Annotated in this window: 18 protein-coding genes; 16 read left to right on the top strand and 2 right to left on the bottom strand. The window is 33.7% G+C overall.

The window, feature by feature from the left end:
* The first annotated feature begins 20 nt into the window (after positions 1-20).
* The 11 genes from BBS29_RS05030 (at position 21) to BBS29_RS04980 (ending at position 11348) form a co-directional block, all read left to right on the top strand.
* Complete coding sequence (locus BBS29_RS05030; RefSeq protein WP_083286920.1) at positions 21-914, top strand: YitT family protein; 894 nt, start codon at positions 21-23, stop codon at positions 912-914.
* A 10-nt stretch (positions 915-924) separates the two neighbouring features.
* Positions 925-1344, top strand: a complete 420-nt coding sequence (locus BBS29_RS05025) for a hypothetical protein (protein ID WP_068129575.1) — start codon at positions 925-927, stop codon at positions 1342-1344.
* A gap of 27 nt (positions 1345-1371) precedes the next feature.
* A complete protein-coding gene (locus tag BBS29_RS05020; RefSeq protein WP_068129573.1) occupies positions 1372-2562 on the top strand; it encodes an NRAMP family divalent metal transporter in 1191 nt (396 codons plus the stop codon).
* Positions 2563-2682: 120 nt separating this feature from the next.
* Entirely contained in the window at positions 2683-3411 is a 729-nt protein-coding gene (gene nagB / locus BBS29_RS05015; protein ID WP_068129571.1) for a glucosamine-6-phosphate deaminase, read from the top strand.
* Positions 3412-3520: 109 nt separating this feature from the next.
* Positions 3521-5263: an ABC transporter ATP-binding protein gene (locus BBS29_RS05010; RefSeq protein WP_068129569.1), complete on the top strand. Its 1743-nt coding sequence runs from the start codon at positions 3521-3523 to the stop codon at positions 5261-5263.
* Positions 5250-6983, top strand: a complete 1734-nt coding sequence (locus tag BBS29_RS05005; RefSeq protein ID WP_068129567.1) for an ABC transporter ATP-binding protein — start codon at positions 5250-5252, stop codon at positions 6981-6983. Before BBS29_RS05010 ends, BBS29_RS05005 begins: the two co-directional genes overlap by 14 nt.
* 157 nt (positions 6984-7140) lie before the next feature.
* Positions 7141-7557, top strand: a complete 417-nt coding sequence (locus BBS29_RS05000) for a winged helix-turn-helix domain-containing protein (protein WP_068129561.1) — start codon at positions 7141-7143, stop codon at positions 7555-7557.
* 76 nt (positions 7558-7633) lie between these two features.
* Complete coding sequence (locus tag BBS29_RS04995; RefSeq protein ID WP_068129559.1) at positions 7634-8890, top strand: MFS transporter; 1257 nt, start codon at positions 7634-7636, stop codon at positions 8888-8890.
* Positions 8891-9176: 286 nt separating this feature from the next.
* A complete protein-coding gene (locus BBS29_RS04990) occupies positions 9177-9575 on the top strand; it encodes a VanZ family protein (protein ID WP_373554036.1) in 399 nt (132 codons plus the stop codon).
* On the top strand, positions 9572-10489 hold the full coding sequence (locus BBS29_RS04985; RefSeq protein WP_068129555.1) for a hypothetical protein: 918 nt from the start codon (positions 9572-9574) through the stop codon (positions 10487-10489). Before BBS29_RS04990 ends, BBS29_RS04985 begins: the two co-directional genes overlap by 4 nt.
* 16 nt (positions 10490-10505) lie before the next feature.
* Positions 10506-11348, top strand: coding sequence for a M23 family metallopeptidase (locus BBS29_RS04980; protein WP_068129553.1), 843 nt, complete (start codon positions 10506-10508; stop codon positions 11346-11348).
* Here the strand turns inward: BBS29_RS04980 and BBS29_RS04975 are convergent, their stop codons facing one another.
* Positions 11349-11558 carry a hypothetical protein gene (locus BBS29_RS04975; protein ID WP_040929004.1) on the bottom strand — a complete coding sequence of 70 codons (210 nt, stop codon included), beginning with the start codon at positions 11556-11558 and terminating at the stop codon, positions 11349-11351.
* A gap of 149 nt (positions 11559-11707) precedes the next feature.
* On the opposite strand from BBS29_RS04975, the gene BBS29_RS08615 reads away from it, so the two are divergent.
* Genes BBS29_RS08615 through BBS29_RS08360 form a run of 3 tightly spaced genes read left to right on the top strand, consistent with a single transcriptional unit; the run spans position 11708 to position 12521 of the window.
* Complete coding sequence (locus BBS29_RS08615; protein ID WP_068129583.1) at positions 11708-11980, top strand: hypothetical protein; 273 nt, start codon at positions 11708-11710, stop codon at positions 11978-11980.
* Positions 11964-12356, top strand: a complete 393-nt coding sequence (locus BBS29_RS04965; protein WP_068129551.1) for a (deoxy)nucleoside triphosphate pyrophosphohydrolase — start codon at positions 11964-11966, stop codon at positions 12354-12356. The genes BBS29_RS08615 and BBS29_RS04965 overlap by 17 nt, the downstream gene beginning before the upstream one ends.
* Before the next feature lie 3 nt (positions 12357-12359).
* A complete protein-coding gene (locus tag BBS29_RS08360) occupies positions 12360-12521 on the top strand; it encodes a hypothetical protein (protein ID WP_155974675.1) in 162 nt (53 codons plus the stop codon).
* A gap of 62 nt (positions 12522-12583) precedes the next feature.
* On the opposite strand, the gene BBS29_RS04960 is transcribed toward BBS29_RS08360, so the two are convergent.
* Positions 12584-13591, bottom strand: a complete 1008-nt coding sequence (locus BBS29_RS04960) for a metal ABC transporter solute-binding protein, Zn/Mn family (protein ID WP_257009087.1) — start codon at positions 13589-13591, stop codon at positions 12584-12586.
* A 205-nt stretch (positions 13592-13796) separates the two neighbouring features.
* On the opposite strand from BBS29_RS04960, the gene rpmG reads away from it, so the two are divergent.
* Positions 13797-13946, top strand: coding sequence for a 50S ribosomal protein L33 (gene rpmG / locus BBS29_RS04955; protein WP_040929001.1), 150 nt, complete (start codon positions 13797-13799; stop codon positions 13944-13946).
* A 103-nt stretch (positions 13947-14049) separates the two neighbouring features.
* Positions 14050-14296: tetrahydrofolate dehydrogenase/cyclohydrolase catalytic domain-containing protein (locus BBS29_RS04950; RefSeq protein WP_306452474.1), on the top strand; the 247-nt coding region annotated here is incomplete at its 3' end.

The following is a 14296-nucleotide window of genomic DNA, read 5'->3' as shown; positions in this document are numbered from 1 at the left end:
AAATAAAAGGAGTCGATTAAATGATAGCAAAAAACAGAAAAAAAGTTGAAAACTTTAATAAGCGAAAACTTTCGTTTAATAAAAATTGGACTGTTCAAACGCTAATCAATGCGTTTGTTATCATCGTCGGCTCTTTTGTCTTTGCGATTGGGATTAATACATTCATGATCGGTGGTCACCTTGCTGAAGGTGGGGTTATCGGTATATCAATCATACTTTACTATGCATTTGGTTGGTCTACTGCCCTTACGAACTTACTCATTAACGTTGTGATATTAGCTATCGGCTTTAAGTTTTTATCTCGTAGAGCAATGTATTATACAATATTTACAATACCGATGACGTCAATCATGTTATGGATAACAGCGGATTGGCAAATGGACTTTGAAAATATCATCGTAAACATGGTGTTTGGTGGTATTTTAATCGGTATGGGAATTGGTTTAATATTTAGAGTCGGTTCGACGACTGCTGGAACGACAATTTTAGCGCGTATTGCAAACAAATACTTAGATGTTAACGTGTCATATGCGCTACTATTCTTTGACTTAATCATTGTGACAATTGGTTTAACAGTCGTTCCATTAGAACGTGTGTTACTGACAGTCATTGCTTTATACATCGCAACAAAAGTAATGGACTTTATCATTGAAGGTATGAATCCGAAAAAAGCAGTGACGATTATTTCAACAAAACCAGAATTACTCGCTGAACACGTGGCGAATGATATTAAACGTGGTGTAACAATTATGCATGGTCGCGGATACTATACACAAGAAAACAAAGATGTATTATACGTTGTTATTAACAAGAACCAGCTCGGACGTTTAAAACGTGTCATTAAAAAACACGATGAATCTGCGTTTGTCGTTGTCCACGATGTAAACGACGTGCTCGGTAACTTTATAATTTAAGGAGAGAACGATGGAACTACAATTATATTTTCATAATAAAGAAGTAGAGTTATTACCAGAAACAGTGTTTGAGTTTTTAAATTCTGATCAGTGGTTTAAAAATAACATTAATGGTTTGTCACGTATTTCTTATGAATCAAATAGTGAAAATGTGAGAGATGAAGGAACTCCGTTTGTACTCACATATAATGGAACAGACTATAAAGGAAAGATTGATAAATATGTCGAAAATAGAAGATTAGAATTTACGATCTTTGGTTACGATTATATTATCAAAACGATGATTAATATCGTTCCAGTGGAGTCGCGTTCAGAAGTCGTTATTTCATCAGTGTTAGAAACACATTCTGTTTCAACACTTTTAAAATTCGGCGCACGTAAATTTTCTATTACAAAACAATTGAATGACGTAATAAAACCAATGTACTAATTAAATGGGCGAATTGAGGTGAAGGTCATGAACGAAAGAAGATTAGAGAGAAATAAAATCTTTAGTGCGGTATTTTTAATGGCCAGTGCTTCAATTGGCCCTTTGTTTTTAATATCAACAGCAGACTTAACTGTTCAATTTTTTGAGCGACTTGCGTTCGTCATTATAATCACTGGAATTATTGAACTCGGCATACAAATGAACATATGGCGAATACTCACTGTCGCAAAAACGCCGGCACATTTAGTCATCAATAAAATTATCCCGAATTTTGGGACGTTTATGTCTGTCGTTGTCTTACTTGGTGGAATCGCGTTTAATATCATTAATATTTCGGGCTTAGGAATTGGAATTAGTTTATTATTTAATGTCGATATAAAACTCAGCGCATCCATTGGGCTTATGATTGCGATTTTATTTTATTTATTAAATAGAAATCGTATTACGTTAGAAACGTTTATCGGAGTGATGTTAAGTTTTATTATCGCAATAATTCTACTTGCGTACGCATTTACAGCAACAGATGTACCGTATGATGTCACACTTGCAAAAACGGTCCTACCGATGATTGATTACGATATTGTGACGACAATTGCGATGATGGTTGCCCTATCGATTGGTGGATATATTAGTTTTGCTGGTGCACATCGTTTAATTGATGTAGAAATTACCGGTGAAAAGTATAAAACAGCAGTCACTCGATCTGCTGTTTATAGTGTGATTATCGTTACAGTGACACGCTTACTATTATTCTTTACAATACTCGGGTTATCTAGAAGTAACGTCATTTTATTTAAAGATAACTTATTAGAAAGTGCTTTTTCAGAAGTGTTTGGTGGTCTTGGTAGCTACGCTTTAGGGATATTATTTATATGTGCATCATTAACGTCTATTGTGAGTGTTGCGTATACGACAGGAACATTTATTAAATCAGTTAATGATATTATTAAAAAATATATCGATGTCGTATTACTCATGCTCGTTTTAACGAGTTGGTTCATCTTTTTACTAAAGGGCGAAGAGGTTGTGTTACTTCAGATTACAACAATTTTAAATGGATTAATATTACCAGTTATTCTCGGTGGGATATTACATGCTTCAAGACGTTCTGATATCGTTGGACATTATCGTCATCCACTATGGTTGTCTATATATGGAGTCTTATCACTAGCAGTATCATTTATACTCGTGTTTATTTTAATTTACGAACTTCTATAGTTATTGTTTTACAGAGAAATTAAAAAAGAATATAATATTAAAATACTTAAAAGTCTTAAAGACACTTAAGTATCGTATGCAATTAGCTTGCATACATCGAGTTTCAATTGGAGGCACAAAATGACAAATTTTAAAGAAATTAAAGCAAATACTTATGAAGACATGAGTAACGAAGCGGCAACAATTATTTTCGACGCATTAAAAGAATCGAAACAATTTTCATTAGGACTTGCGACAGGGTCAACGCCTGAAGGCATGTATGATGCATTAGCAAAAAAAATTAACGAAGCAAATTTAGATCTGTCAGAACTAACGACATTTAACTTAGATGAATATGTCGGATTAGATGAGTCAAACGACCAAAGTTATCATTATTTCATGGAGCAACATTTCTTTAGTAAGTTAGATATCCCACAAGAAAACATTCATATTTTAGATGGTGTTGCAGAAGATTTACAAAAAGAAGTGGAAGACTATGAAGCGCTTATTGACGAAGTAGGTATCGATATTCAAGTACTCGGTATCGGAAGAAATGGTCATATTGCGTTTAACGAACCAGGAACAGATTTTAATTCACTCACACATAAAGTACAGTTAACAGATGAAACGATCGAAGATAATTCAAGATTCTTTGAATCGATTGAAGACGTTCCAACTGAAGCGGTATCGATGGGGCTTCAAACGATTATGAAAGCTAAAACAATCATTCTTTTAATTTCTGGGGACAACAAGAAAAATGCACGTGATTTATTCATCAGTGGAGAAATTACAGAAGACATCCCGGTATCCATTCTCCACAACCACGACAACGTTATTTTAATTACAGATAGTGCAGCACGTGGTGAATAATTATTATTGAATAATTATTTTAAAAATCGTAATATATAATTAATCATTTAACGGAGGGTAATTRCCCTCCGATTTTTGTATCTAAAAATAAAAAAGAAAGGAACAAAAGATGCTTACATTTTTAAAGAAAATCAGATGGTATTTTCGAAAACATAAGCTTAAATTACTCATTATATTAGCATCTGCATTAATTTTAAACATTTTAGAAATTTTACCTCCGCTACTCATTGGTAAAACAATCGACCTCATTACAGCGGGGTCAATGACGTTAGACTCGATGAAAATGATTATCGGTGTATTCTTCTCTGCGATTCTATTGATTTATATACTGACATACATAAGTACGTATTATATCATGCAGTCTGGTTATGATATTGATGCGATTTTACGTAAGCGTTTAGTCCGTAAGTATTTAGCGATGTCCCCATCATTCTATGAAAGAAATAGTACGGGAGACTTAATGGCGCGCATTACGAATGATTTACGCAGTGTGACGATGGGAACGACATTCGGTATTATCACGATTATCGATACGTTAATTTATGGGACAATAATATTATTTACAATGATGATTGTCGTTAATCCGGTGTTAACAATTATTGCTTTACTTCCGTTACCACTACTAATTGTGACGGAAGTAAAAATCGGTAAAAAGATTATGGAACACCATATGAAAGCACAAGAATCATTCGGAAAAATGAACAACAACGTATTAGAGGTTGTTGAAGGTGTTAGAGTAACGAGAAGTTATGTACAAGAAAATCCGGAGTATAATCGTTTTAAATCAATGACTTCTAATTATATTGATCGCATTATGAAAGTTGCGAAATTAGAAGCACTTTTTGAGCCAATTACGACGTTAGTCGTTGCAACGTCATTTATCATCTCATTTATTGCCGGTGCGTTTTTTATCAATAACGGAACGATTACACTCGGTGAGTTTATAACGTTTAATATTTATTTAAATATGATGATTTGGCCGATGTTCGCATTCGGAATTATGTTAGACACTACAGAAAGAGGTCGTGCATCACTCAACCGAATTGAAGACTTACTGAACGAAGAAGATGATGTGTTATTCTCAGGTGAAAGTGTTCAAAACAACAACATCTCATTTGATGACTACTCATTTACGTATCCAACGTCTAGTCGAGAGAATTTAAAAGGTATTGATCTCGAACTTAAAAAAGGAGAGACACTCGGTATCGTCGGTAAAACGGGAAGCGGTAAAACGACGTTTATTAAACAGTTCTTAAAGTACTATTCTGAAGGTAATGGTCAATTTATTATCGATGGAAAACCGATTCAAAATATTAATAAAAAAGAACTGAGAGATTTAATCGGCTATGTTCCGCAAGAAAACTTCTTATTTAGTAAAACAGTTCGAGAAAACATTTTATTTGGTAAAGAAAATGCAACAGAAGAAGAACTGCAGCGCGCAATTCAAAATAGTGCGCTAGTCAATGACTTAAAGAGTATGAAAGACGGCTTAGAAACGAAAGTCGGAGAAAAGGGTATCGCATTATCTGGCGGTCAAAAGCAGCGTATATCGATTGCGAGAAGCTTAATTAAAGATCCGGAGATACTTATTTTAGATGATGCTTTAAGTGCAGTAGACGCAAATACTGAACAACATATTATCGATGCGTTAAAGAAAACACGTAAAGATAAAACAACGATTATCATTACGCATAGATTATCTGCCGTGGAACATGCAGATCAAATTATCGTTATCGATGACGGGGCAATCGTTCAGTCTGGTACTCATAAAGAGTTAATAGAAACAGACGGATGGTACAAAACACAACACGAGTACTTTAAACATGGAGGTGAGAACGTTGAACCAACTTAAAAGATTATATGAATTTACAGCTGGTCACCGTTCGCTCCTTCTCTTCGGAATCGTCCTTAACTTAATCGCGGTTGGGTTAAACTTACTCGGGCCGTTTTTATTAAAAATTATTTTAGATAATTACTTAGTAAAAGAGAATGTCGTTGTTAAAGGCTTAGTCATTATGCTTTTCATATACTTAATAGTCCAAGTGACTAACGGACTGATTGGGTATTACTCAAGAATCGTAACATTAAAAGCTGGCAGTAAAGTCATTCAATCGATTCGACTTAAAGTTTTTAGACATGTTCAAAAATTACCGGTACGTTACTTTGATAACTTACCAGCAGGGAAAGTAGTAGCGAGAATCACAAATGACACAGAAACGATACTAAATGTATTTACGTCAGTTCTCACTCAAGTCATTACGAGTGTGTTTACTATTTTAGGGGTTGTTATTGCATCGTTCTTCGTAAACGTGTATGCAGGATTATTAATGATACTTGTCTTACCGTTTCTATTTTTATGGTTATACTTGTACCGAAAAGCGTCAAACAAATTTAACATGACGAAACGCGAACGAAATAGTGAAATGAACGCGTCTATTAATGAATCTATTAGCGGTATGAGTGTCATTCAAGCATTTAACAACGAAGAAAAAGTGTTTAACGAGTTTTCTAAACTAAACGAAGATTACTACAAAAGTTCAGTACGACTTTCAAGGTTAAACGCACTGACGAATACGAATTTAATCGAGTCTTTACGTAGTGTTGTACTCATGATTTTAGTTTTCGTATTCAGTTATATGTTTGTATTTCAAAACACAGCATGGTCTGTCGGTTCGATGTACTTAATGATCGACTACGCTGGGAAAATTATGATGCCTTTATATGCAATTATCGGTGTGTTTGATATTATCGAACAAGCGCGTGTCGCGACAAATAAAGTGTTCGAATTAATCGATGAGGAAGAAGAACAAGAAGACCATCAAGAGCTTCAAACGTTTAAAGGGAATATTGAATTTAACGACGTCAATTTCTCATACGATAAAGGACACCGAGTGTTAAACAACATTAACTTTAAAGTAAAAGAAAATGAAACGCTCGCACTCGTTGGGCATACGGGATCCGGTAAAAGTTCAATTATCAACTTACTGATGAGGTTTTATGATCCGGATAGTGGAGAAATACTGTTTGACGGTGTCGACACAAAAACATTGAACAAACAATCGATGAGAAGCCACATGGCAATCGTTTTACAAGATCCGTACATCTATAACGGAACACTTCTTTATAATATTCGTCTTGGTAGTGAAGATATTACAGAAGAAGAAGCGATCGATGCTTTAATCTCTGTCGGTGGCGAAATGATTTTAGAACGCTTTGAAAATGGGATTCATGAAGAACTTATTGAAAGTGGTTCGACATTATCACTCGGGGAACGTCAGCTCATTTCATTTGCGAGAGCATTAGCATTTAAACCGACACTATTAATACTAGACGAAGCAACGTCTAACGTTGATAGTGAAACAGAGCAACTCGTACAAAATGCAATGAAAGTCGTATCTTCAAATCGAACGACTGTAATAATCGCACACCGATTATCAACGATTCAACATGCGAACAACATTCTATTATTAGACAAAGGGAATATCGTAGAATCGGGTAATCACGAGGAGTTACTAAAACTCGGCGGTAAATACCAAGAAATGTATCACAAACAAGTAATGCAAAAAGAATGAGATTGAGGTTATTCTCAGAATTTTAGACTGTAGATTAAGTCGGATATCGACTTGATCTACAGTTTTTTGTTAAGAAAGGATTATTGAGTTGACAATTTATAATTTGTCGTGTATTATAATTTTAACGTTCAAATTAAATAGAATGTTAGGTGAAAACATGGATGAAGTACATCGTATTAAAAATATTGAGGATTTAAAAGTTTTAAGTGATCCTTTTAGAGTTAATATTTTGCTAACCCTTGGAAACGTGGCTAAATCAGGACAAGAACTTTCTAAAATATTGAATGAAAAGGGATCGAAGATCTACTACCATCTTAATGAGTTGGAAAAGAGAGGGTTTATTAAAGTAGAAAAAACGGAAGTTGTAAATGGGATTGTTCAAAAATTTTATTTGCCAGTTGCTAAAGCATTTATTCCAGATATTAATATATTTAGCCAATTTACTGATACAACACATGAGAATTTCTCAGTTAAAGCAGATGAATACGACATGTTCATTAAAGAATTTAAACAATTGATAGAAAAGTACGGTAGTAATGATGGAGTGCACCAATTTATCGTATTAGAAAGTTAACCCAATACATGGGTTAATTTTATAGCCTAACATTCAAATAAATTTAAACGTTCAAAATCTTAAAGGAGAGTTTGTTATGATTAAAAATAAAGATTTTAACATTTTACTCGTTGGTCGTCTTATAGCAAATTTTGGAGACAGTCTATATAGCATCGCAACTATGTTATTAGTCTATTCGATGACAGGATCAGCACTTTACACTGGTCTTGCATTATTTATTACTTCATCAGCAGCTATTATACAAGTATTATTTAGTCCTTTACTCGATCAAATTAACTTAAAAAGATACTTAATTGGATCACAATTTATTCAAGCGATATTATTAATACTTATACCATTACTAAATCATCTAGAACTTCTAAAAGTGTCTTATATATTTATTATTATGTTTGTTATAAGTTTGATAAATCAAATTATTTATCCGGCGCAAGTTTCGATTTTACCTAAATTATTGAATGAAGAAGAATTGGTTAAGGCAAACTCTTTATTTACAGCAGCGTATCAGGGTAGTGATGCATTATTTAATGCGATTGCAGGGCTTTTAATTACTATATTTGGAATTTTCACTATGTATTACATCAACAGTGCGACATTCTTAATTAACACGATCGTGTTTATATTGTTAAGTAGCTTGATTTCAAAATTAAATCAAAATATAAAAACTAGTTCTAAAAGCAATCGATTTAAATTAGTGAATCATTTTAAACAATTAAAGAATGGGTTGTCACTCTGGAAAGAAGAAACTTTATTTCCATTGTTAGTAGGTGTAATATTTATTAACTTTGCATCAACAGGTATTTTTGCAAATCTTCCTGTATTTGCTATAAATGAAATTCACTATAGTTTTTTACTATCTACTATGGGGTTTGGGGTGTTAATTGGTGCAATTATTGCCGGAAAAAAGAAATCACAAAGTGTTTTGTTAGGTCATTTTTATATTATTGGAATTATGAGCATCGGAATATTATGGTTCGCTATGACATTCATCAGTGGTAATTCTCAAATAAATATAATTACTTCATTGATTCTATTCTTTATTGGATGGTTAATTGTAGGAGTATTAAATGTGTTTTCACAAACCATCGTTCAATTAATTGTAGCACCAGAAAAAGTAGGGGTAGCTATGGGTTCTATGATCGGTATTTCTACGACACTCGCTCCTTTAGGAGCTCTTACTGGTGGAATTATTGGAAATTATTTTGGAGTTAAAATAGCAATGGCTACCTTCTCTATGCTTTTTGTATTAGTAGCGATGTATTGGATATTTAATACATCAATTAGAAAGTTAGAAAGTATCACAAACATGATACAAAAAAGGAGTGAAGTGCTATGATATGCAAATAAACTATGACTTACACACAATGACATTGAGATTTATCTCAATGTCTTTTCTTTTTAAATTGATATACTCATGTCAAAATAATATGGTATAGTCAGTCCATAAATAAAATTGGAGATTTGTTACATTGATTTTAATTAAAGCGTTTTGGCCTGTCATTCCGGTTTTTTTCATTTGTATTGTCATATTGCTTTTATTCGCAATTTATTTCAATAGAAAGTTCAATCACCGGTTAAATGATTATAATAAATTTAAAGATTTTACCGTCTTTGTAGGCATAATGATGAGTGTTATTGGTATACTATTAATTACGATGATGCCGACGAGTTTACAGGGACATACGATTAATGTCGTACCGTTTCAGTCGATGAGAGAGCTGTATGATTATGGTACAGATAAGGCGATTTTTAATAATTTAGTTATGAATATCGTATTATTTGTGCCCTTTGGATTTTTCGTCTATTTAATGACGAAAAAGGAATGGTTGACGAGTATATTTGGATGCTTATTTTCAATATCTATTGAAACGATTCAATATATATTACCGATCGGACGTACGACGAACATCGACGACGTTATTTTAAACGTCACGGGAACGTTAGTCGGAATCATACTCGCATACTTTTTTAGAAAGCTCGAGTACTTTATATTTAATTATATTAGTAGGGATAAATCATGAAAAAAAGATTATTGACGTTATCTGCAACCATACTATTAGCTGGTTGTAGTACATATCAGGAAGTGAGTAGTGACGAAAATACACGTGTCATTACAACTGAACAAGCAGGACACTTAGAACTAAATAAAGAAATTAAGCGACCTGTATTATTTCGTGCAGCAGACCCATTAAATGCTGAACTGCTCGGTGTAGAGCCAGTAGGTGTTAACTCTCAGCTTAAAGGTTCAGAGTTAGTAGAAGAGAAGTTAGATGCGACTTTTATTGAACCTGGTGATTTTGAAACAGTAGAGTCATTAGATCCAGATTTAATCGTCACGTATGCTCCAGATGAGTATTCTGCGACATATAGAGATTACGCACCAACAATTGAAATGCGATATATTACGAGCGCATTTAATCCATATAAAAAGCGAATTTATTTGACTCACTTTTATTATTTAGGTGTCATGTTAAATAAAGAAGAAGAAGCCAAACTTATTGCGGATGAGTTTTTAGAAAAAACGTCTACACTTCGTAGTCAGTTAAATCAACAAGTGCTCGATATGAATGCTGCAGTAATTGTCGATGAAGATGATACGTATTATTTAAGGCCGAAGTTTTCAAGCTTTGGAACTGAAGCAGTATATGATGTACTAGGATTTAGTCAACCAAAGTATATTAAACGTATACTAGAAAGTGATGACTATAAAATATACGAGACTGAAGATTACAGTGCTGCGAAACTCGATTATTTATTTGTCGCGACAGATGACTTAAATAACGAAAATAAAAAAGAGGCTCTTGCGAAAGCGTTTGACATAAATGTCGAACAAGTGATATTTATGGATATCGATAATTTTAGACCGAACGATTTACAATCTATCGAGTTTCAGTCTAAAGAGTTAATACAAACGTTAAACAAATTAAATCATTAAAAAGGGACGTGACTTCATGGTAACACCAGATACATTTGTAGAATATTTTAATAGTGAGAAGTTTAAAGAAATCTATGACACAGCATTTGAACCGTTTAAACAAAATACTGAAGAATCAAGATTTGTCGAATCGTTACAAATCTTTCATCGTGAAGCGGGAGATCTTCATCAAAAATATCACAATAAGTTAACGATGAATTTTAATCGATATTTTTATGTGAATGATGAAGAAACACATAGTCTTACTGCAGCATTTACAGATGATAATGAGATTATCGGTATTGAACTTCACTTAAATGAAAAGTACGATACGGATGACGTTTGGACAAAAAATGAGTATGCACTACCACTAGAAGAAGCAGTTGTGTCTGCAGGTGGTACAGATGTGTTTCATAACTATCATTACAGAACAGAGAATCAACGCTATGCGTATGATTTAACGAATATGGTTGAGTTATATCACCATAACGGTGATCCCGGTGATTTAAATGCGTACTTCGTCTTTGGAAGTGATGTACTTGCACCGCTAGACGGAGTAGTCGTTGACGTTAAGCGTGACGTTAAAGATAACCAGATTGGCATCGTGAATCAAGATGAGCCGTCAGGAAACTATGTAATCATAGAGCATGAAAACGGAGAATATAGTTTACTTGCACATTTAAAAAAGGATAGTGTACAAGTTGACGTTGGAGATAGTGTCGTTACTGGAGAACTTGTTGGGCAAGTTGGTAATAGTGGTGCGACGACATTGCCACACTTACATTTTCAAGTGATGAGTGACAAAGAATTAAATAAAGACTCTATACGCATTCGTTTTAAAGACTTTGAGAGTCTTAAACAAGGCGATAGAGTCGAATAATTACTCGTCATTGTTTTTTCGTTCGAACGGGTTTTCATCGTATTCTCGTTTAAATACACTCATAATCGACATTAAAGCGATGAGTACGAATAAAACGAGTACTGCGAATTTAAAAACTCCAGGTAAATAAGGCAAACTGAATCTATAAATAACAGCCAATGCAATAATGATAAGAATCGTATTTAGTGATTTACGTAACTCGATTTTCAATATAAGCACTCCTTAACTATGATACTTATTATATTAGCATAAACAGTGTAAAAAAATGGGGGATTCAAGTGGCAAAAAAAGAGTTTCATACGGCCGTATGTCCGCATTGCCATCATAAATGGACATATAAAGAGAAGTTGCTCGGCTATATGATTAAGCCGAGATCTAGAACGCGTTGTCCAAATTGTAAAGAATATATAGAACCATCGACAAAATCTGTTGTGTTTGAGTATATCGCACTCGCTTTACTTATTATTTCAATCGTTTTTATCGTTCCGAATTTACCGATATTAAATTCGACACGAATCATTATTGTGTTATTTCTGTTTTTTGTTTATACGTTTATCTTCGTACCACTTACAGTCAGGTTCGAAGAAATACATTACAATATAAAGGATAAGTCAAATGAAAAAGGAAATTAACGTCGTTGCAGCAGTAATTGTCGACGATTTAGATCGCATACTCGTCGCAAAAAGACCTCCTGGTAAAACACTCGCGAACCTTTGGGAGTTCCCAGGAGGGAAAGTTGAAGCGGGTGAGGATGAAATTGAAGCGTTAAAGCGCGAATTGTTAGAAGAAATGGATACTGAAATCGAAGTGCTCAATAAAATTACGACGACGCGTTATGAATATGATTTTGGAATCGTCAATTTAACGACGTACTATTCAAAAGTAGTACGTGGAAATTTAACATTAAACGAACATATTGAAAAAAGATGGTTAAAACTTAGTGAACTCGGGAATATAGAACTAGCACCCGCAGACTTACCTGCGATTCGAATCATTCAGGAGGGATAACAAGTGGATTTAATTAAAGGATTAATCGGTTTTTTATTTAAAACATTACTCGTACTGACATTATTTACTGGAATTGGATTAGTCGTCGCATACTTTGTCGTTAAAAAAGACGTAAAAGAAATCCAAGAATTTACAGAACGTATCCGCCTAGAAATGGAACAATAATACGTTTTACACACATAAAAATACCCTTTGTTGATTTTAAAAAGTCAACAAAGGGTGTTTTTTTAATCTTGTAATGCTTTTTTAAGTGTTTCGATATTTTCTTTCATCAGACTTTGATATGTTGAGTCTTCTGGATCGTTATCAGTTAAAGCTTCTAAATTGTGGAACGGTAAGAATTCTACATCTGTCTCTTTTCCGATCATGTCAGTTAGACGTGAAGAAACGTTTTGTTCCCTTAAAATGTATGGTGTTTTCGTTTCTTTAATGTCTTCAATCATATGAGTAAGTTCTTTTTGTGATGGTTCATCGTCGTTTAATCCGTGAATACCAACTTGTTTAAAGTCGTATTTGTGTGCTAAGTAACCGATAGACTCGTGTGAAATATATACTGTGTCACGTTTTTTATCTTTCATTGCTTCATCTAGAGAATTAGATAATTCTTCTAAGTCAGCTTTTAAAGATTCAAAGTTTTTCTCGTAAGTTTCTTTTTCATCTGGGTTCATTTCAACTAATTTGTCTTTAATATTTTCTGCCATTTGTGTAGCTAGTTCTGGATCTAACCAAACGTGTGGGTCGAACTCACCGTGGTGGTGATGATCGTGTCCGTGGTCGTGATCATGTTCATCTTCTTCTTTAGTTGCATCGTGATCGTGATCGTGATCATGGTCGTGGTCATGATGATGTTCGTCTTCGATGAATGCTTCTTCATTGTTAAATGCTTCTAACACTTCAGTGTCGTTTTCGATTGTCTCATGTATCTTTTTAGCTACAGGGTCTAATTCATGATTTGTATAGATGAAAAGATCGCCTTTTGCATAGTTTAGAATGTCTTTTTGGGACGGTTCATAGTTATGCATGTTGACGTTTTTAGGGTAAATAGATTCGACTTCCATCGTGTCTCCTGCGATTTCTTTAGTCATACTATATAGTGGAAAAACTGTAGTATACACTTTAAGATTTTTGTTGTCGCTATCTGTGTTATCACTTTCTTTGTTGTCAGCTGCGTCGTTACTACAAGCAGCGAGAACAAGTATAGCGACGAATGAAATTAGTAATGCTCTTAATTTCAAAATAATTCCCTCCAATGTTTTTGTTCTAAATTAGTATATCGTAACGCCTACGATTTAGCAAATATAAATTTGTGAAATTTACTTGAATTATTAGGGCGTCTACTGTAATATTAATAAAGTGATTAAAAACCGTAATCATCCGTTGATGATCAACTGGCCAGTTGAAGAGAAATCACACGATAATTTATTTGAAGAGGTGACAATAATGCGCGTACAAGTTATTTTAGAATGTACTGAAACAGGTGACCGTAACTACCACACAGTGAAAAACAAGAAAAACAATCCTGAGCGTATCGAGCTTAAAAAATACAGCCCAAGATTAAACAAAGTTACACTTCACCGTGAAACTAAATAAGTAATTGTTTTCAATAACCATATCTATTTGATATGGTTATTTTTTATTATCGAAATGTCATTATGGTATAATAATCTCAACATAAAATATGGAGGATTACACAATGGCAGAAATTTTAGATGGCAAAAAAGTAGCCGCACATTTATCTGAAGAAATTAAAAACGCAGTTGAAGAATCTATCAATCACGGGATTACACCGACAGTCGCTTTTGTCCGTGTTGGTGATCTTGAAGATTCAATTTCTTACGAAAATGCAGCGGTAAAAAAATTCCAAAAATTAGGTATCGAAACGAAACAATTCCATTTTCCTGAAGACATTTCTGAAAAGGAATTTTTAGATAAATTTAAAG

It is taken from the genome of Nosocomiicoccus ampullae (assembly GCF_001696685.1).
Classification (GTDB): domain Bacteria; phylum Bacillota; class Bacilli; order Staphylococcales; family Salinicoccaceae; genus Nosocomiicoccus; species Nosocomiicoccus ampullae_A.
The sequence above is the reverse complement of the archived record's forward strand: the minus strand, read 5'-3'. Positions and strand labels throughout refer to the sequence as shown.